This is a genomic window from Pseudoalteromonas sp. NH0006-26, assembly GCF_057552415.1.
Map to the genome: position 1 here is coordinate 124,770 of NZ_BAAJMJ010000003.1, position 18,260 is coordinate 143,029.

General features: G+C 41.4%; 19 protein-coding genes and 1 riboswitch. Of the genes, 14 read left to right on the forward strand and 5 right to left on the reverse strand.

The annotated features are described in order from the left end of the window. Positions 1-11 precede the first annotated feature (11 nt). Entirely contained in the window at positions 12-1,121 is a 1,110-nt protein-coding gene (gene zapE / locus AC27JR_RS05550) for a cell division protein ZapE (protein ID WP_487173020.1), read from the forward strand. 110 nt (positions 1,122-1,231) lie between these two features. Here zapE and galE read toward each other — a convergent pair whose 3' ends face one another. Further along, complete coding sequence (gene galE / locus AC27JR_RS05555; RefSeq protein WP_487173021.1) at positions 1,232-2,248, reverse strand: UDP-glucose 4-epimerase GalE; 1,017 nt, start codon at positions 2,246-2,248, stop codon at positions 1,232-1,234. A 239-nt stretch (positions 2,249-2,487) separates the two neighbouring features. On the opposite strand from galE, the gene AC27JR_RS05560 reads away from it, so the two are divergent. Both AC27JR_RS05560 and AC27JR_RS05565 read left to right on the forward strand, forming a co-directional pair. Continuing rightward, positions 2,488-2,976 carry a DUF3016 domain-containing protein gene (locus AC27JR_RS05560; RefSeq protein WP_487173022.1) on the forward strand — a complete coding sequence of 163 codons (489 nt, stop codon included), beginning with the start codon at positions 2,488-2,490 and terminating at the stop codon, positions 2,974-2,976. 341 nt (positions 2,977-3,317) lie between these two features. Beyond that, positions 3,318-3,812 (forward strand): DUF3016 domain-containing protein, encoded by a 495-nt coding sequence (locus AC27JR_RS05565; RefSeq protein WP_487173023.1) that lies wholly within the window; start codon positions 3,318-3,320, stop codon positions 3,810-3,812. A 70-nt stretch (positions 3,813-3,882) separates the two neighbouring features. On the opposite strand, the gene AC27JR_RS05570 is transcribed toward AC27JR_RS05565, so the two are convergent. Then, positions 3,883-4,173: a hypothetical protein gene (locus AC27JR_RS05570; protein WP_008115466.1), complete on the reverse strand. Its 291-nt coding sequence runs from the start codon at positions 4,171-4,173 to the stop codon at positions 3,883-3,885. Between the two features lie 116 nt (positions 4,174-4,289). Here AC27JR_RS05570 and AC27JR_RS05575 point away from each other — a divergent pair, with 116 nt between their 5' ends. Next, positions 4,290-4,499, forward strand: coding sequence for a hypothetical protein (locus tag AC27JR_RS05575; protein WP_131690424.1), 210 nt, complete (start codon positions 4,290-4,292; stop codon positions 4,497-4,499). On the opposite strand, the gene epmB is transcribed toward AC27JR_RS05575, so the two are convergent. Next, positions 4,496-5,509 (reverse strand): EF-P beta-lysylation protein EpmB, encoded by a 1,014-nt coding sequence (epmB, locus tag AC27JR_RS05580; protein ID WP_487173024.1) that lies wholly within the window; start codon positions 5,507-5,509, stop codon positions 4,496-4,498. The genes AC27JR_RS05575 and epmB overlap by 4 nt on opposite strands. A 40-nt stretch (positions 5,510-5,549) precedes the next feature. Here epmB and efp point away from each other — a divergent pair, with 40 nt between their 5' ends. Together efp and epmA are read left to right on the forward strand one after the other, a co-directional pair. After that, on the forward strand, positions 5,550-6,116 hold the full coding sequence (efp, locus tag AC27JR_RS05585) for an elongation factor P (RefSeq protein ID WP_010390517.1): 567 nt from the start codon (positions 5,550-5,552) through the stop codon (positions 6,114-6,116). Positions 6,117-6,176: 60 nt separating this feature from the next. Continuing rightward, a complete protein-coding gene (gene epmA, locus AC27JR_RS05590; RefSeq protein WP_487173025.1) occupies positions 6,177-7,151 on the forward strand; it encodes an elongation factor P--(R)-beta-lysine ligase in 975 nt (324 codons plus the stop codon). Between the two features lie 277 nt (positions 7,152-7,428). Here the strand turns inward: epmA and AC27JR_RS05595 are convergent, their stop codons facing one another. After that, on the reverse strand, positions 7,429-9,528 hold the full coding sequence (locus tag AC27JR_RS05595; RefSeq protein ID WP_487173026.1) for a TonB-dependent receptor: 2,100 nt from the start codon (positions 9,526-9,528) through the stop codon (positions 7,429-7,431). Between the two features lie 102 nt (positions 9,529-9,630). Between AC27JR_RS05595 and AC27JR_RS05600 the strand changes: the two genes are divergently transcribed. The 8 genes from AC27JR_RS05600 (at position 9,631) to AC27JR_RS05635 (ending at position 17,287) form a co-directional block, all read left to right on the forward strand. Continuing rightward, positions 9,631-10,035, forward strand: a complete 405-nt coding sequence (locus AC27JR_RS05600; protein WP_076918892.1) for an acyl-CoA thioesterase — start codon at positions 9,631-9,633, stop codon at positions 10,033-10,035. A 108-nt stretch (positions 10,036-10,143) separates the two neighbouring features. After that, positions 10,144-10,542: an META domain-containing protein gene (locus AC27JR_RS05605; protein ID WP_303047075.1), complete on the forward strand. Its 399-nt coding sequence runs from the start codon at positions 10,144-10,146 to the stop codon at positions 10,540-10,542. 103 nt (positions 10,543-10,645) lie between these two features. Continuing rightward, a riboswitch (TPP riboswitch) is annotated at positions 10,646-10,760 on the forward strand. Positions 10,761-10,901: 141 nt separating this feature from the next. Beyond that, positions 10,902-12,854, forward strand: coding sequence for a phosphomethylpyrimidine synthase ThiC (gene thiC / locus AC27JR_RS05610; protein WP_487173027.1), 1,953 nt, complete (start codon positions 10,902-10,904; stop codon positions 12,852-12,854). A gap of 116 nt (positions 12,855-12,970) precedes the next feature. After that, on the forward strand, positions 12,971-13,972 hold the full coding sequence (locus tag AC27JR_RS05615; protein ID WP_487173028.1) for an FAD-dependent oxidoreductase: 1,002 nt from the start codon (positions 12,971-12,973) through the stop codon (positions 13,970-13,972). 6 nt (positions 13,973-13,978) lie between these two features. Then, positions 13,979-14,173 (forward strand): sulfur carrier protein ThiS, encoded by a 195-nt coding sequence (thiS, locus tag AC27JR_RS05620; RefSeq protein ID WP_076918896.1) that lies wholly within the window; start codon positions 13,979-13,981, stop codon positions 14,171-14,173. A gap of 5 nt (positions 14,174-14,178) precedes the next feature. After that, positions 14,179-14,970, forward strand: a complete 792-nt coding sequence (locus AC27JR_RS05625; protein WP_075170503.1) for a thiazole synthase — start codon at positions 14,179-14,181, stop codon at positions 14,968-14,970. A gap of 21 nt (positions 14,971-14,991) precedes the next feature. Further along, positions 14,992-16,518: a thiamine phosphate synthase gene (thiE, locus tag AC27JR_RS05630; RefSeq protein ID WP_487173029.1), complete on the forward strand. Its 1,527-nt coding sequence runs from the start codon at positions 14,992-14,994 to the stop codon at positions 16,516-16,518. Beyond that, positions 16,502-17,287 carry a HesA/MoeB/ThiF family protein gene (locus AC27JR_RS05635; protein ID WP_487173030.1) on the forward strand — a complete coding sequence of 262 codons (786 nt, stop codon included), beginning with the start codon at positions 16,502-16,504 and terminating at the stop codon, positions 17,285-17,287. Before thiE ends, AC27JR_RS05635 begins: the two co-directional genes overlap by 17 nt. A 104-nt stretch (positions 17,288-17,391) precedes the next feature. Here the strand turns inward: AC27JR_RS05635 and asd are convergent, their stop codons facing one another. Continuing rightward, a complete protein-coding gene (asd, locus tag AC27JR_RS05640; RefSeq protein WP_487173031.1) occupies positions 17,392-18,258 on the reverse strand; it encodes an archaetidylserine decarboxylase in 867 nt (288 codons plus the stop codon). Between the last annotated feature and the right edge of the window lie 2 nt (positions 18,259-18,260).

Below are 18,260 nucleotides of genomic sequence, written 5' to 3' on the forward strand. Positions count from 1 at the left end.
AGTGAAATACCATGACAGAGCCCAGCACAGAAATTTTAAGCCTGTACCACCGCAAAGTTTCATCAGGAGAGCTTGATTTTGATGCGGCGCAGCACCAAGCTGTGAGTGCGTTACAGTCTTTAAATGAGCAATTAAATCAACCTACAACTTGGTGGCAAAAAGCACCTTTAATTAAGGGAATATATCTATATGGCCCGGTTGGTCGGGGTAAATCTATGTTGATGGATTTATTTTATGAAAACTTACCCACAGAGAAAAAGCAGCGCCTGCATTTTCATCATTTTATCGAAAAAGTTCATGCTCAATTAGCCAAGTTACAAGGGGATAAAAATCCGCTGCAAATAATTGCTAAACAGTGGGCCAAAGAGATAAAAGTGCTGTGCTTTGATGAGTTTTTTGTTAGTGATATTGGTGACGCCATGATCATGGCTCGGTTATTCAACGCTCTGTTTGAACAAGGCGTGGTGCTAGTCGCGACCTCTAACGCAAAACCGGAGCAACTTTATTACAACGGTTTGCAACGCGCGCGATTTTTACCAACTATCGATTTAATAAATGCACATTGTCATGTAATTAACGTAGCGGGGGAGGAAGATCACCGCTTCAGGTACGGTCGAAGTAGTCGTCATTATTTTATTAACTTGCCCCACGCTGAGTTTGAAACTGAGTTTTTATCCGCACACCCTCAAGCAGCGCGTGATAATACAATGACTGTACATGGCCGAGCTCTGTCCTATTTATTAAAAACTGACGATGCTGTACTGATTGATTTTATGGCATTGTGCTCAGGCCCTCGCAGCGCTAATGATTATATGTTTTTAGCAGAACAGTTTTCGGTGCTATATATCGCGAATGTGCCAATAATGGGCAAAGAGGCAACCGGTAAAGTTATTGTGCATGGTATAGAAGATGGTTATCAGCGCGAAAAGCAGCAGTTAGATGAGCATACGCTCGATGATGAAGCTAGGCGTTTTATTGCCTTAGTCGATGAGTTTTATGATTGCCATAAATTACTGGTTATTAATGCACAGGCCGACATTAACGAGTTATACCAAGGTAAAAAATTAAGTTTTGAATATGCGCGAACCCAGTCTCGCATTGTTGAAATGCAAAACTGGTAAGTACAGCTAACAGCCCCGAGCGAATAGCTATCAGCAACACATTAAAACACCACATTTAATTCAAATACTGTGTTTTAATCGTAACTAAAAACTGACAGCTTAAAAAACCTTTATTTACTGTATCCATTTGGATTATTTGACTGCCAGCGCCATGTATCTTGCATCATAACATCAATGCCGCGCTCGGCTTGCCAGCCTAGTTCGCTGAGCGCTTTTTCTGGCGCAGCATAACAGGCTGCAATATCACCAGGGCGACGAGGCGACACCGCATAAGGGATAGCTTGGTCGCTAGCCTTAATAAACGCATTGACCATTTGTAATACTGAATAGCCGTTACCGGTACCAAGGTTATAAATAAGTGCCCCGGTTTCTGCGGCTATTTTATCAAGTGCTTTTAAATGCCCTAAGGCTAAATCCACAACGTGAATGTAATCGCGTACGCCAGTACCATCAACCGTGTCGTAATCATCGCCAAATACAGCAAGCTGCTTTAATTTACCAACCGCAACTTGTGAAATGAAAGGCAGTAAATTATTAGGAATGCCATTAGGATCTTCACCAATTAGGCCTGACTCATGGGCACCAACAGGATTAAAGTAGCGCAAAATAGCAAACGCAAAGCGCTCATCTGATTTAGCGATATCTTGCAGCATCATTTCAACCATTAGTTTAGAGGTACCATATGGGTTGGTTGTACCGCCAACGGGGAAGTCTTCGCGTATTGGTAAGCTTGCAGGGTCACCATAAACTGTTGCAGATGAGCTAAATACCAGTTTAAACACACCCGCGTCACGCATAGCATCAACTAGTGTTAATGTACCTTGTACGTTATTTTGATAATACGCTATTGGTTTGGCTACCGACTCACCAACTGCTTTTAAACCTGCAAAATGAATTACACTATCAATGGTATGCTTGGCAAATACCGAGTCTAAAAAGGGTTTATCTAAAATATCACCTTGATAAAAAGTAATTGCTTTACCGGTTATTTTTTTCACTCTCTCAAGTGACTCTTCAGAGGAGTTACTTAAGTTATCGATAACGATAACGTCGCTGCCTTGCTGTAAAAGTTCTAAAACGGTGTGTGAGCCAATATAGCCTGCGCCACCGGTTACTAAAATTGCCATGAATACTCCTTGGAAACCTCTGTTCAATTACCCTAATTTCACCATAAATAATGAGTTTTTACATGTATTATTTTATTTGCTTTGTAATAGTAAGCTTGCAAACTGTACTTTTGATTACATTTTGTGCAGTTTTAATAACACCTCAGCGTAAAGATTAAGTTATAGTTCATGTGTAATTGCTAAAGTGAAGTATAGCAATTTGTAATTTACCGTGATTTATATACTCGTTGGAGAAACGTATGAACTCAGTTAAAAAAATAGCAATGTTGATGTTTATCGCACTACCAAGTGTTGTTTACGCGGGCGAGGCTCAAGTTAAATGGCATGACTTTAATGATTATCGCGATGTACGCCCATCAAACCAGGCTAAAGGCTCATACCATAAGCAAATAGCCAAAAGTATTGATGAACACTTTGCAAAGCTCAGCGAGCAGCTTCCTAAAAATTACACTTTAAAAATTGAAGTAACCGATTTAGATTTAGCCGGTGATGTACGCTATGGCGGTGTTAATGAAATTCGAGTAGTTGAACCCATTCACTTTCCTCGTATTAAGTTTAATTATGTGCTCAGTAATGAAAGTGAAGTGATATCTTCTGAAGATAACGTAAGTCTAAAAGATATGAGTTTTATGGATAAAATTAAAAGAGGCCGAGAAGAAGCATTTCATTATGAAAAACGCTTATTAACCGAGTGGTTTGATGAGCAGGTTTTAACTAAACTAGATTAGTTTTGTATTTTATTTAATGGCACAACTTAATGCTGCGTTTTTTATTTTGATTCTTCCTTTCGCGTTATAAGTCGAAAGGTAGAATCAAATTACGGTTTTACCCTTAATAAATCATCTAATATTAATAAGCTGAATTATTAAAAGTATGGAGTTAAATGTAACTGAAAATGTATATAAATATTCTGAGTTGAATTAAATATCAATTATTGATGATGGACGATAATGAGCTATAGACTTAAAAGTGGACAAGCTTTTTGCTTTAGGTTATGTTTATTAGGGACAAGCCGAATATAAAATGAACAAATGGATTGTTGTTGTATCCATATCTTAGGAGAAGAAAAATGAATTTAGTTAAAACATTTGCTTTAACGGTTGGCTTACTATCAGTAACAACAGCTCATGCAGGGCAATCAGCAATTAAGTGGCAAAATTTCAAAAATTATGAAGACGTTCAATCTCCCTACCAATCTGATGATGATTATCGTAATTATATAACAACTAATTTTGAACAGCATTTAGCAAAACTTTCAAAAGATTTACCAAACGATTTTAAACTCATAGTTGAGATAACAGACTTGGATCTTGCAGGTAAAGTTCGTTACGAAGGCTCAAAAAAAGTACGTTTAGTAAATGATATTTATATGCCAGAGATAAAACTTAATTACACTCTTATTGATGGTAAAGGCCAAATTGTAAATCAAAACAAAGATATTTCATTGAAAAATATGAGCTTTATAAATGATAAAGCTGGCCGAAGCCGTGACACAATGTTCTTTTATGAAAAACGTTTAATGACAAAATGGTTTAATAAAGCAGTATTGTCTAAAGTAAGTTAAGTTGGTTAAATTTAACTGCATAAGTTACATCTAGGATACGCAAACATTTAAATGATTGCGTATCCATACCTTACTTAAAGGTGGCCAACAAGGTTAGTAAGTTTTGTAGTTTAATAACCGCTTGTTTTAGCTTTTCTTCATCAAAACCGTCGCTCGATAAGCTTTCTACATCAGCGGCAACGTCTAAAACGTAAGGCTTAAAGCGTTTAGCTTCAAAGCTAAATCCAGCGTCCTCAGCAAATAAGGCTTTAAATTTTCCGTGGCCTTGCTGTTGTAACTCATCGAGTTTTTTATCAGCATCAAGCGCCTGACGGTAAACAATTTTTAAGTTGGCGTTGAGTTGTTCAATTATAGAATCCATGGTTTTCCTAAAGCTTAGTGCAATGTTGCCGATATATACTTAAGTGGGTTGGTAAAGTAATTTACCAATTCAGCGACTATAATACGTGTATTACATTTAAATGTCAGGTGTGAGTTATGAATATATCAGGTGGAAATCTACCTACAATGCCTGGTGCAGGCCAAGGCGCAGAGGTTTTAACTGCTGCTTTAGCTAAAAAGCAACAGCAAGCTGATGGCGCCGCTGCACTCGCGCTTATTGAAGGTGCTACACAATCTTCAAGTGCGCAAACACCGGCTAAGTCGGTTACTGCAACACTTGGGAACAATGTAAACGTGTATGTTTAAATAAGTTTGAGATCAATGGGGGTTTTACTTTTTTGACCACCAATTTCTCTCACTAATTTAGGCACTAAAAATCCTGGCAGGGCTTCTAAAAGCTCTGCCATTATTTTTATGGCCTGCGCCTCATCTATATCAAAATGACTTGCGCCTTCTACCTTATCCAGTAAGTGTAAGTAATAAGGCATTACGTCTGCATCAAATAGCGCTTCACTTAAGTTAATTTGTGCATCAACGGTATCGTTAACATCTTTTAAAATAACAGCCTGATTCAATAACAGTACATTGGCTTGTTTTAGCATGTTCATGGCGTCTTTAAAGTCATTATCTATTTCGTTAGCATGGTTAATATGGTTCACGAATATAATTTTTAGTGGTGACTTTGCTAATCTTTCACATAATTGTTCAGTAATGCGTACAGGAATAACAACGGGTAATCGGCTGTGTATGCGCATCCGTTTTATTTGTGGTATTTGCTCAAGCTCATCTAAAAACCAGCTTATGGCATCGTCTTTGGCCATTAAGGGGTCGCCACCACTTAAAATCACTTCGTTAATATTTTTATCCGATTTTATATAACTCAATGCATCAATAAGGCTGCGTTTATTCAGTTGGTTTTCTTGATAGGGGAAGTGTCTTCTAAAACAATAACGGCAATTTACTGCACAACCGGTTTTAAACATGACTAAAACACGCGATTTATACTTATGCAATAGACCTGGTTGATTGTTATCTTGTTCAAGTAGCGGATCTTTATTAAACCCCGACTTAGTTAAAAATTCTTGATGGCGAGGCATAACTTGCAGCAATAAAGGGTCATTTGCATCGCCGTGACGAATTTTTTTTATAAAAGGCAATGGCACACGAACAGGAAACAAGCTACGAGCTTTTATGTCGTTTTCATGGACTTGGCTCGATAAACCAACCATTTCTAACAGCACTTTTGGGCAGGTAACTACATTTGCTAATTCTTTTTGCCAGTTTTTATGCAAATTTGCTTCATTTCTTTGTATCATTGGCACGTAGATTACTCGAAAAATATAAATAGAGGAAACGATGGCGAATTATAGCACCAACGAGTTCAAGGGCGGCCTAAAAATTATGATGGACGGCGAACCTTGCAGTATCTTAGAAAATGAAATGGTAAAACCGGGTAAAGGCCAAGCGTTTAACCGTGTTCGTATCCGTAAGCTTATCTCTGGCAAGGTACTTGAAAAAACCTTTAAATCGGGTGAATCGGTTGAAGGTGCTGATGTAATGGATACCGATTTAGCGTACCTATACACAGACGGTGAATTTTGGCATTTCATGAACAATGAAACATTTGAACAAATCGCTGCTGATGAAAAAGCACTGGGCGATGCTGGTAAATGGTTAGTTGAAAACGATGTATGTACTATTACATTATGGAACGGCAGCCCAATTGCTGTAACTCCACCAAACTTTGTTGAGCTTGAGATCACTGAAACTGATCCGGGCCTTAAAGGTGATACAGCGGGCACGGGTGGTAAACCAGCAACGCTTAGCACAGGTGCTGTAGTACGTGTTCCATTATTCGTACAAATTGGCGAAGTAATTAAAGTAGACACTCGTAATGGTGAATACGTGAGCCGTGTTAAGTAAGCAGTAACACGCCTTATTAATTAAATCCCGGCTTAAGCTGGGATTTTTTTTGGAGAAAATATGTCAGCAGATCTTTGGGCGCCGAGTGCCAGCATAGAAATACTTAAGCAACGCGCAGCAATTATGCGCAGCATTCGGGAATTCTTTTATGTTCGTAATGTAATGGAAGTAGAAACACCGAGTTTAAGTGCTGCCAGTGTAACCGATGTGCATTTAGCCAGCTTTAATACTACATTTGTGGGCCCAGGCCATGCTGGTGGGCTACCCCTGTTTTTGCAAACATCTCCAGAGTTTGCGATGAAACGCTTGTTAGCAGCTGGCTCAGGCGCTATTTTTCAGCTTTGTAAGGCATTTAGAAATGAAGAAGCAGGGAGTCATCATAATCCTGAATTTACTATGCTCGAATGGTATCGACCTGGGTTTGACGAATTTGCTTTAATGGACGAAATAGATGAGCTAATGCAGCTCACTCTCGAGGTTGCTCCTGCAGAGCGCGTTACCTACCAACAGGCATTTGAACGCGCGTTAGGGGTCGATCCATTAACTGCCTCTATCACGCAGTTACAACAACTCGCATGCGAACATGGCTTTGCTGATATTGCTAAAAATGAGACTCATAAAGATACCTTACTACAATTATTATTTTGTATGAAAGTAGAGCCGACTATTGGCCAAGAAATCCCCTGTTTTGTGTATCACTTTCCGGCATCACAAGCGGCACTGGCACAAATTTGTGAACACGATGAGCGTGTAGCAGGGCGCTTTGAGTTGTATTACAAAAATATGGAGCTGGCTAACGGCTTTAATGAACTCACTAATGCTAAAGAACAAGCAAAAAGGTTTAACGAAGATAACACCTACCGTGCTGCCAATGGCTTAAAGCAGGTTCCTATGGATACGCGTTTAATTGCTGCATTGGAACATGGTTTAGAGCAATGCGCGGGGGTTGCATTAGGGATTGATAGATTAGTGATGCTAGCAACCAATAGACAAAAAATAAAAGAAGTGATTGCATTTGATGTGGCCAGAGCTTAGGTGAATTATCGCTTCGGGTTGCCGGCGACTAGCTTCGGGCGGCGGGATTCGAGCTGATGTGCGTTCCCCGCCTATATAAAATTTAAACACAATGCTTGGTTAATTTTTTGCTGACCGCTGAAAGCCAAAACCTGAAAGCTACATTTTTAACTGTAATTTGCTTAAACCATTTGGACTGCGCGAGCGGCAGCAGGCTACTCGCCTACACAAAACTAAAACACCGCGTTTGCATTAAACGCGGTGTTTTTTATCCCTAACTGGCAACTGGTTCGCTGTATTACAAATTGAGTGTAAACGTAACGCCGGCTACACGTGGCTCACCTAGTTGAATGTAAGTTTGGCTTGTATAACCATCTAACGGGTTGTTACCAAATTCAAAACCGCGAGTTGGAACGGTTTCATCAAACACATTACGTGCCCATGCACGAACAGCCCAGTTTTCTGCTTCGTACCCAAGGCTTGCATTTACTAAGTTTGTATTTGGAGCTTGTGCATTATGGCTGTCTGAGAAGTAATAATCGTCTTTGCCTTCAACGCCTAACATTGCATATAGCTCATCAGTAACATTGTAGCGTGCACTAAATGCGTATTGATATTTAGGCGCTTGTGCTTGCTCACGGCCATCTTGGTTTAAGCCTGATTTAGTTACAAAGTCGTTTATTTTCGTATCTAAATAGCCAGCGCTACCGCTAATGAGTAAATTATCAGTAAGTAAGTAGCTGCCTTCAATTTCAAGACCGTAGTTGCTGCCAGAGCTGGCATTGGCGACATAACCGGTAAATTGTTGATCTGATACTTGCCACGACTTTAATTGAATATTATCGCGATGCATATAAAAAGCAGCTAAACGCAGGGTAAACTTGTCATCTAGCGATGAGCCTTTAACACCAAACTCACCACTCCATAAGTACTCTGGGTCAAAGCTGGTATGCTGTTTGAAAAAATCAGCATCTAAGCTTAAACCTTCATCTTTTGCTTTTGCTAGCGCTTCTGAATTAATACCACCGGCTTTGTAACCGCGGGTGATACTGGTATAAATCATGGTGCGGTCAATAACTTGGTATTCAAGTGCAATTTTACCACCGAGCATAATATCGTCAGTTTCTTCAATAAAACCGTTACTATCGGTGTAATCTCCTTGATATTGCTCAACTCGTAAACCAGTAATAAGCGTAGTTTTTGGGCCAATTGCTGTGGCTAACTGGCCATAAGCTGCAATGTTATTGGTTTCATAGGTTGACGCAAACGGATTGGCTAACCACGTATATTGACGCTCTAAATCCACATCTCGGTTTTGATAGTAAATACCCGCCACCCAGTTACCAGCTTTACCAGTAAACTGCAGATCGAGCGCTTGATCATCACGATCGCGACTATAAATATCTGTTGAGCTATAGCCATCAGGATGTAACCCGGCGGCACATAATTGCGGCTTACTTGAATCGTTACATACCCAGTCTTCATCAAAACTATAAAAAAGTTCTGTATCAATGGCTGAAAGGTTTAAGTTCACATCAAAGGCATCAAAACCAGTGTAAGTATTATTCAGGCCAATAGCATAACTTTGTTGATTATCTTCGCCTGGTTGATCAGCAAGGCTGTTGCGAGAATTATCAAGGGTAAATGCATCATAGCCGTTATTAATATCAATATAATGCAGGTTAAGTTCTGAATTTAAATGAGCTGTAAGCTGGCTGTTTAATTTAAAGCGTGCAACTTGCTCATCTTGATCTTGAGTGGGTTTATCTAAATAAAGGTTGTCTACGTAGCCGTCAGACTTTCTGCGAAAGTAGCTAACGCGGGCACTGGTGTCATCTGTTAAACCGGTACTAGCAGCAAGGCCTGCTTCGTGGCTGTTATAAGTGCCTGCACCTATATGTAACTTTAAGCTAGGATCGCTGGTTGCATTGGCTGATTGCATTTGGATCATGCCCGCCATGCCATCTGCACCAAAACGTGTACCTTGAGGGCCGCGGTAAATTTCTACTTGGTCAATATCAAATAATAATGAACTGCCCCCTAAGCCTGAATAATTAATGCCATCAATCACCAAACCTACAGATGGGTTTATTGGGTCAACAAACTGCGAGCGTAAACCGACACCGCGAATTTGAATATAGCGTCCGCGAGACGCACCTGCAGCAAAGTTTACATTGGCAGCACTGGCTAACATTTCGTCTAAATACGTTGCACCACGTTGATTCATTTCATTTTCAGAAAATAAGCTGGCACTGGCACTTAATGTTTGAATGCTTTCTTGCTGAAAGTCACCGGTAACAATGATTTTCTCTAGTTCGGTGTCATCTGCGTTAGCATATATAGGGGCAGCGAATAAGGGTAATAACGTGGCTGTAATTAAAGACAAACGTAAGTTCATTAGGTTACTTAACTCCATTTTAGGGACTTGTATGGTAGCAATTATTTCAACACTTGTGCTATAAACGCGGCAATTATACGTTAAATAATTGGGATTACTAATATGACCTTTAAAGTAGACTTTAAGGTACGCGACTATGAATGCGACTTACAGGGCATAGTAAATAACAGTGTGTACTTTAATTACCTTGAACACGCCAGACATGAATTCCTATACGCTCAAGGAATTGATTTTGCTCAATTAGCCAAAGACAAAGTAAACCTTGTTGTGATCCGTAGTGAAATGGATTACAAGCAGTCTTTAAAGCCAGGCGATGCATTTTATGTTGTAGTAGAGCCGCAGCGGATCAGCCGTTTAAAATTTGCTTTTAAGCAAACTATTATCCGCAAACAAGACGAAAAAGTAATGCTTAATGCCTTAGTTATTGGTACCTCAGTAAACGCACAAGGGCGACCATTTTTACCGCCGCAAATAGAAAGTGTATTCAAAATGGAAACAGCTGGCTAATTAACCTCGATTTGTGAAAACATTTACATTAAAAATACGCATTTTTAACGGATAAACCCTATAAATATTGGTACTATTACCGTAATTAAAGATTAGATTAGTAATAGTATGAAATTAGTAGCAATATCGATGCTTGTCATCGGTCTATGTGTAGGTTGCGTATCAACAGGGACAGTGACTAACGAGCAACTAAAACATACTCAATGGCAGTTATCTCGTGTAGATGGACTAGCAATATCGCCTTCTTTTAGTGCTTCAATGAGCTTTATTGATGCATTACAGGTTAATGGTTTTGCTGGTTGTAATAAGTTTTTTGGTGAAGGCCAATTAGAAGATAACCAGCTTAGCGTTAGCAAGCTTGGCATGACACGTAAATCGTGTGGCCAAGAGCTTGATGCATTCGAACAGCAGTTATTGCAAACGCTTAAACAAGGCGCGATGATACAAATCCAGTCGCAGCAACTTGTTATGCAGGGTAAACATACCTATTTGTTTATTGCTAAGTAATAGTGAGTTTAAGTTTGCCCCTTGCAGGCATTTTTTAACTGGCGTACACTCAAGCCAGATTTAAAGAGCCGTGCTCTTAAATCAACGAACAAAATTTATATATCAATACTTGTCGGAGTGCCAAAGCTAATTTATTAGTTTATGGCTGAGATCGCGAAAGCGGGATCCGTGAACCTGATCAGGTTAATACCTGCGTAGGGAACAAGCTGCCTAACTAGGACGCTTGTGCGTCTTTTTTTATGCGCACAAAAAAGCAACCTCCATTTTAGGCCGCAAAGTCGCATAAAGCTACTTTACGATCTTTCTCTATTCCTCAGCGGAATATCTGACAAGACAACCCTTTAGCAATGAGGTAAGTCATGTCAAATACAACAAATAAAGCCACCCGTCGCGAAACTCGTGCGGCCGCATCAGATTATATTTATAACTTAACCGGTCAACCGTTTCCAAGCTCCCATAAAGTATACGTTGCAGGTAGCCAGCAAGGCGTACGTGTGGGTATGCGTGAAATCACATTGAGCGATACTTTTATTGGTGGTGATGAGCAAAACCCAGTGTATGAGCCAAATGCGCCGCTGCGTGTTTACGATACATCAGGCCCGTATACCGATCCTGAGTTTAAATTAGATGTGCGTAAGGGGCTGAATAAATACCGTGAACAATGGATTGAGAGCCGTAATGATACCGAAGTACTCGAGTCGGTAACCTCACAGTTTGCACAGCAGCGTATGGCTGATGATGGGCTAGATCATATTCGCTTTGAACATTTGCCAAAAATTCGCCGTGCAAAAGCAGGTAAAAATGTCACCCAAATGCATTATGCTCGCCAAGGGATAGTCACCCCAGAAATGGAATATGTAGCGATACGTGAAAACATGGGGCGCGCGCAAATACGTGAAGAATTGCTTGCCGCACAGCATAAAGGGGAGTCATTTGGCGCGAGTATTCCTGAGTTTATTACTCCTGAGTTTGTTCGCGATGAAATTGCTCGTGGACGCGCTATTTTACCTAACAATATTAATCACCCAGAAACTGAGCCTATGATTGTTGGCCGTAACTTTTTAGTTAAAGTTAACGCCAATATTGGTAATTCATCAGTGGGTTCATCTATCGAAGAAGAAGTTGAAAAAATGGTGTGGTCAACCCGTTGGGGTGCCGACACCGTAATGGATTTATCAACAGGGCGTTACATTCATGAAACCCGCGAATGGCTGGTGCGTAATTCGCCAGTACCTATCGGTACGGTTCCAATTTACCAAGCACTTGAAAAAGTAAATGGCGTAGCAGAAGACCTCACCTGGGAAATATTTCGCGACACCCTGATTGAACAAGCAGAACAAGGCGTTGATTACTTTACCATTCATGCTGGTGTGCTGCTGCGTTATGTGCCAATGACAGCAAAACGCGTAACCGGTATTGTGTCACGTGGTGGCTCAATTATGGCTAAATGGTGTTTAGCACACCACAAAGAAAACTTCTTATACACACACTTTGAAGATATTTGTGAAATTTTAAAGCAATACGATGTGTGCTTTTCACTCGGTGATGGTTTGCGCCCGGGCTCAATTGCCGATGCGAACGACGAGGCACAATTTAGTGAACTTCGTACCTTAGGAGAGCTGACTAAAATAGCTTGGAAGCACGATGTACAAGTGTTTATTGAAGGCCCTGGACACGTGCCTATGCATATGATCAAAGCCAATATGGATGAACAGCTTAAGCATTGTGACGAAGCCCCGTTTTATACTTTAGGTCCACTGACCACAGATATTGCTCCTGGGTATGATCATATTACCTCGGGTATTGGTGCAGCGCAGATTGCTTGGTATGGCTGTGCGATGTTGTGTTACGTAACACCTAAAGAGCACTTAGGGTTACCTAATAAAGAAGATGTAAAAGAAGGCCTGATTACTTACAAAATTGCCGCCCATGCGGCCGATTTAGCCAAAGGCCACCCAGGTGCACAGGAGCGAGATAACGCGCTATCAAAAGCGCGCTTTGAGTTTAGATGGCATGACCAATTTAACATTGGTTTAGACCCGGTTCGTGCCCGTGAATATCATGATGAAACATTACCGCAAGAATCAGGCAAAGTGGCGCATTTTTGTTCTATGTGTGGCCCTAAATTTTGTTCCATGAAAATAACCCAAGAAGTACGCGACTACGCAAAAGATCTACAAGCGCGCGGTATTGATCCTAATAACGTGGGCGATGCCATTGAAATAAAAATGGTTGATGTAGAAGCCGAGATGAAAGCCAAATCTGAAGAGTTTAAGCAAACAGGCTCAGAGATTTACCATAAAGCGCTGTAGCACAGCTTTCAGTTATTAGCTGTCAGCTATCAGCGATAAAGTAAGCAGCGTAGAGGCAAGAGTTGCTTTACTGACAGCTGAAAGCTGGTGGCTATGAGCTACATTTAGGAGTGTTTATGTTTTATGACATTGCTGTGGTGGGCTTTGGTTTAGCAGGGCGGTTGGCCGCGCTTGAGTTAAGTAAGCAACATCGTGTTACCGTATTTGAAGCCGATGATGAACATACTCAGAACAGTGCCGGCAAAGTGGCCGCGGCGATGCTGGCACCCTTAGCTGAGTCTGTTATGTGCGAACGTGAATTGGCTCTAATGGGAGTGGATTCTATTGCGCGTTGGCCTGCTATTTTAGATCAATTAAATAGTGAGGTGTTTTTTCAACAACAAGGCACCCTAGTGGTTGCTCACCCGCAGGATAAAGGCGACTTACAAAGTTTTGCGCAGCGAATAAAGCCGTTACTAAATTTTAGTGCTGAAGCAGTCAATGCGCAGCAAATTGAGCAACTAGAACCTGAGCTGGCTGGTCGATTTAGCCAAGGCCTATTTTTGCCCGGTGAAGCGCAAATAGATAACCAAGCCTTTTACAAAGCCAGCTTTAGATTGCTTAATAAGCGCAAAGTAAAGTTTGTGTTTAATCAGCGCGCCAGCATCTTTGAAAACAAAGTGAATAATCGAGAGTTTGATTACATTATTGATTGTCGAGGGCTTGGAGCCAAACAAGAACAGCCCCTTCGAGGCGTGCGCGGGGAAGTGGCAAGACTCTATGCACCCGAGGTTAATTTATCTCGGCCAGTGAGGTTAATGCATCCGCGTTATCCTATTTATATAGCACCTAAGCCGAATCATGAATATGTGATTGGTGCCACCGAAATTGAGTCTCAAGATAATGGGGCAGCAACGGTGCGTTCAACGTTGGAGTTACTTTCAGCCGCTTATACAGTGCACAGCGGTTTTGCCGAGGCTCGACTGTTAAATATTCAAACTGGGCTTCGCCCTGCGTTTAGCGATAACTGCCCGCAAGTTACACAATTAGGGCAGGTAATTAGTATTAATGGATTATACCGCCATGGCTATATGCTCGCGCCGAGATTAGTCGCTGATGCCATTGCCAGAATAGAGTGAGGAATGATGGATATAATAATTAATGGTAAAGCGCTCACCCTAACAAGTAGCGAACTAAAACAGTGTTTAATTGAGTATGGTGCTAAAGCGCCGTTTGCAGTGGCCATTAATGGCCAGTTTATACCTCAAGAACAACATGCTAACTACATACTCAATGATGGCGATTGCATTGATGTGTTATCTCCGATTCAAGGAGGGTAACCATTATGTTACCTCCCGATAATATAACTATTTATGGCGAGCAATTTTCAAGCAGATTACTGATTGGCTCTGCGCTTTACCCATCTCCCGCGACGATGACTAAAGCAATTAATGCTTCAGGAGCGAATATTGTTACAGTGTCTCTACGTCGCCAGCAAAGCGCAGCTGCAGGAGATGATTTTTGGCAACTTATAAAGAATACAGGGCTCAAAGTTTTACCTAACACAGCAGGATGCCACAGTGTTAAAGAGGCCATTAATTTAGCTAAAATGTGTCGAGAAGTATTTGCTACCGATTGGATAAAGCTGGAATTAATTGGCGATGACTATAACTTACAGCCAGATCCTTTTGCTCTGCTTGAAGCCACTGAGATTTTAATTAAAGATGGGTTTAAAGTACTGCCTTACTGCACCGATGACTTAGTGCTTTGCCAACGGTTAGATGAATTAGGCTGCGAGGTGCTAATGCCATGGGGGGCACCAATTGGTACCGGTAAGGGATTATTAAATAGTTATAACTTAAAGGCGATACGGGAGCGTTTACCTAACAGCACATTAATTGTTGATGCTGGGTTAGGTTTGCCATCGCATGCCTGCCAAGCCTTAGAATTAGGGTATGATGCGGTATTATTAAATTCAGCCATAGCAGGCGCGGGTTGCCCCATTACCATGGGACGTGCATTTAAAGCAGCGGTTGAAGCAGGGCGCTTTGCTTATAACGCCAAAGCGATGCCTGAAAAAGACGTTGCGGCCCCATCAACCCCCACCATGGGTATGCCATTTTGGCATCAAACGTAAAAAATTAGGAAGTAGGTCATTATGAACAATGTAGTATGGACGATTGCGGGCTCAGACTCCGGCGGTGGCGCAGGTATTCAAGCTGATATTAAAGCAATGCAAAGCTTTGGTGTGCACGGTTGTACTGCGATTACCGCACTAACAGCACAAAATAGTTTAGGTGTTGAGGCGATTAATGCCGTCTCGACTGATGTGATTGAGTCGCAGTTATTGGCACTCGAAAAAGACATGAAAGCCAAAGTAATTAAAATTGGTATGTTAGCTAACGTGCAGCAAATTCAATTGATCAGTGAGCATATTAGCCATTACAAAGCGAAGTGGCCAACCCCGCCGGTGATTGTGTACGACCCCGTGGCTATTGCCTCAAGCGGTGACTTACTAACAGAAGAAGACACTGTAAGCGCGATTAAAGAATGCCTATTACCACTGGTGGATGTAATTACCCCTAATACCCATGAAACACAGCTATTAACAGGTGTGTACTTAATTGGCCCCGCAGCAATTAAAGAAGCAGCAAGCAAACTAATGGCATGGGGTGCCAAAGCGGTGGTTATAAAAGGCGGGCATTGGGATTACCCAAGTGGTTACTGTATTGATTACTGCTCACAAGGTAGTGAAGAGTACTGGTTGGGTAATGAAAAAATTCAGGTTCCGCACAATCATGGCACAGGATGTAGTATGGCATCTGTTATTGCTGCATGCCTTGCAAAAGACTACCCGTTAAAAGATGCATTTATTTTAGCTAAAGCCTATATAAACCAAGGTTTAAAGCAATCAGTTCGCTATGGCGAGGGGATAGGGCCTGTTGCACAAACATCGTTTCCGACTGACCTAGCTCATTACCCCCAGGTTATTGAAGCGGGTAGCTGGTTGGGTGATGAACTAGATTTTGATGTACCACAAGATTTTAATATGGCAGCCGACTTTGCTGCGTGTGAAAGCAAAGCACTTGGCGCCTATGCGGTAGTCGATAGTGTCGAGTGGCTAGAAAAATGCTTACAAAATGGCATTAAAACAGCGCAGCTAAGAGTTAAAGATAAAAGCGAAGATGAGCTTGAACAATTAGTCGAAAGCGCCGTTGCTTTGGGTCAGCAATACAGTGCGCATGTGTTTATTAATGATTACTGGCAGCTGGCAATCAAATATGGCGCCTATGGTGTGCATTTAGGACAAGAAGACATAGAGAACGCCAATTTAGCAGCTATAAAAGAAGCAGGCCTGCGACTTGGGCTTTCTACCCATGGCTTTTATGAAATGCTTCGGGCGCATAATTACCGCCCAAGCTACATGGCCTTTGGCGCGATTTACCCTACCACCACCAAAGACATGGCAGGGCAAATTCAAGGGCTTGAAAAGCTAACTCGATTTGTGCCATTAATGCAAAGTTATCCTACTGTGGCTATTGGTGGAATTGATTTAAATAGGGCGCAAGAGGTTGCTAAAACGGGCGTGGGCAGTGTGGCCGTGGTACGTGCTATTACCGAGGCTGATGATTATGTAGAGGCAATCAATACCTTAAAATCGGTGATAAATGAGAATGCCTGCTAACATGCAAGCGCAGCAACTGAGCGACAAAGAAACTCTGCGCTATAGCCGTCACTTATTATTAAAAGAAGTGGGGCTTGAAGGGCAGTTAACACTTAAAGCGGCAACCGTTGCTGTGGTAGGTGCAGGCGGGCTAGGAAGTCCTGCGCTACTTTATTTAGCAGCGGCTGGCATTGGCACACTAATATTAATTGATGACGATGCCGTTGAACTATCTAATTTACAGCGGCAAATACTGTATAAAGTGAATCACTTAGGGCAGCAAAAAGTAAATACAGCAGGGAAGGTGCTTGCGAGCCTTAACAATCAAATAAACATAGTGACTCACTCGCAAAAGTTGAGCGCTGCTAACAGTGATGCACTATTAAATAACGCCGATATTGTACTTGATTGCTCTGATAACTTTGCGACTCGTTACACCGTCAATCATTTTTGCGTAAACAACAAAATACCATTAATTTCTGCAGCAGCGCTAGCAACTCAAGGGCAATTAATGGGCTTTGACTTTAGGCAAACAGATAGCCCTTGCTATGGCTGCGTATTTCCATACAGTGATGCTAACCCTGTTGTTAATTGCGACAATGCGGGCGTTATTAGTCCCTTACTTGGGGTAATTGGCTCTATGCAGGCACAGCTAACTCTTAATATGTTGTTAGGTCATTTTGGGGGGAGTGTGTTTATAACCTTTGACGCATTAAGCTTAAAGCAACAGCATTTTAAGATGGCTAAAAATTTAGCGTGTAGAGAGTGTAGCAGTATGAGTAAAGAGTAGCTTCGCTGTTAACGTAAGCAAGCTCTTCGTCTACAAAAAAACACCGCGTTCAATACAATAAACGCGGTGCTTTTTAATTTCGGCCTGACAACTGACACTATTTATTAATCATCAATTTTTGCAAACGCAGTGCCTAAACGGGTGACTGTTTCAGGGCGTTGATCATCAAAAATATCGGCTTTATCTGCACCCCATGCAAGCACAACTGTTGAGCCTAATTTAAAGCGACCCATTTCTTCCCCTTTTTTAAGGTTAATCGCGTTTTCGCCTTTAGTGGGGTAATTCCAGCTAAATACGTCACTGCCTGCTGGTGGTGTAATAGTACCAGCCCAAATAGTTTCTATGCTGGCAACAATGGTTGCGCCTACTAAAACCATAGCTAGCGGGCCAATTTCAGTTTCAAAAATAGCCACTACACGCTCGTTACGGGCAAATAAGTTCGGTACGTTTTGTGCGGTAAGAGGGTTTACCGAAAATAAATCGCCCGGTACATAAATCATTTTGCTTAGCGTGCCATCAATTGGCATATGGATACGGTGGTAGTCTTTTGGCGCCAAGTAAATAGTTGCAAATTTACCGCCTAAAAACGGTGTTGTGTCGTCTTGTGAGCCACCTAACAACGCTTGTAAGCTGTAATCATGGCCTTTAGCTTGGATTAGTTGGCCGTCAACAATATCGCCAAGCTGGCTGATTGCGCCGTCTACTGGGTGAATAATAATATCGTCATCTTCAACCATAGGACGAGCACCGTCTTTTAACGGACGGGTAAAAAATTCATTAAAGGTTTTATAATGAGCTGGATCAGAGTATTTAGCCTCACTCATATTTATTTTGTATTGTTTAATAAATAATTTAATTAGTGTTGTTGTTAATGCGCCCGCTTTTGCAGCTGCAAGCTTACCTACTACACGAGAAATAAAGTGCTTTGGCATAGCATATTGCATGGCGATTTTAAATTTATCTAAACTCACAG

What these genes read in the sequence shown, in the direction of transcription:
- efp (WP_010390517.1), top strand. Translation starts at nt 5,550, where the DNA reads ATGGCGAATTATAGCACCAACGAGTTCAAGGGCGGCCTAAAAATTATG.
- thiS (WP_076918896.1), top strand. Translation starts at nt 13,979, where the DNA reads ATGGATATAATAATTAATGGTAAAGCGCTCACCCTAACAAGTAGCGAA.
- AC27JR_RS05625 (WP_075170503.1), top strand. Translation starts at nt 14,179, where the DNA reads ATGTTACCTCCCGATAATATAACTATTTATGGCGAGCAATTTTCAAGC.
- AC27JR_RS05560 (WP_487173022.1), top strand. Translation starts at nt 2,488, where the DNA reads ATGAACTCAGTTAAAAAAATAGCAATGTTGATGTTTATCGCACTACCA.
- AC27JR_RS05565 (WP_487173023.1), top strand. Translation starts at nt 3,318, where the DNA reads ATGAATTTAGTTAAAACATTTGCTTTAACGGTTGGCTTACTATCAGTA.
- AC27JR_RS05570 (WP_008115466.1), bottom strand. Translation starts at nt 4,173, where the DNA reads ATGGATTCTATAATTGAACAACTCAACGCCAACTTAAAAATTGTTTAC.
- galE (WP_487173021.1), bottom strand. Translation starts at nt 2,248, where the DNA reads ATGGCAATTTTAGTAACCGGTGGCGCAGGCTATATTGGCTCACACACC.
- epmB (WP_487173024.1), bottom strand. Translation starts at nt 5,509, where the DNA reads ATGATACAAAGAAATGAAGCAAATTTGCATAAAAACTGGCAAAAAGAA.
- zapE (WP_487173020.1), top strand. Translation starts at nt 12, where the DNA reads ATGACAGAGCCCAGCACAGAAATTTTAAGCCTGTACCACCGCAAAGTT.
- thiE (WP_487173029.1), top strand. Translation starts at nt 14,992, where the DNA reads ATGAACAATGTAGTATGGACGATTGCGGGCTCAGACTCCGGCGGTGGC.
- AC27JR_RS05635 (WP_487173030.1), top strand. Translation starts at nt 16,502, where the DNA reads ATGAGAATGCCTGCTAACATGCAAGCGCAGCAACTGAGCGACAAAGAA.
- thiC (WP_487173027.1), top strand. Translation starts at nt 10,902, where the DNA reads ATGTCAAATACAACAAATAAAGCCACCCGTCGCGAAACTCGTGCGGCC.
- epmA (WP_487173025.1), top strand. Translation starts at nt 6,177, where the DNA reads ATGTCAGCAGATCTTTGGGCGCCGAGTGCCAGCATAGAAATACTTAAG.
- AC27JR_RS05615 (WP_487173028.1), top strand. Translation starts at nt 12,971, where the DNA reads ATGTTTTATGACATTGCTGTGGTGGGCTTTGGTTTAGCAGGGCGGTTG.
- AC27JR_RS05600 (WP_076918892.1), top strand. Translation starts at nt 9,631, where the DNA reads ATGACCTTTAAAGTAGACTTTAAGGTACGCGACTATGAATGCGACTTA.
- AC27JR_RS05595 (WP_487173026.1), bottom strand. Translation starts at nt 9,528, where the DNA reads ATGAACTTACGTTTGTCTTTAATTACAGCCACGTTATTACCCTTATTC.
- AC27JR_RS05605 (WP_303047075.1), top strand. Translation starts at nt 10,144, where the DNA reads ATGAAATTAGTAGCAATATCGATGCTTGTCATCGGTCTATGTGTAGGT.
- AC27JR_RS05575 (WP_131690424.1), top strand. Translation starts at nt 4,290, where the DNA reads ATGAATATATCAGGTGGAAATCTACCTACAATGCCTGGTGCAGGCCAA.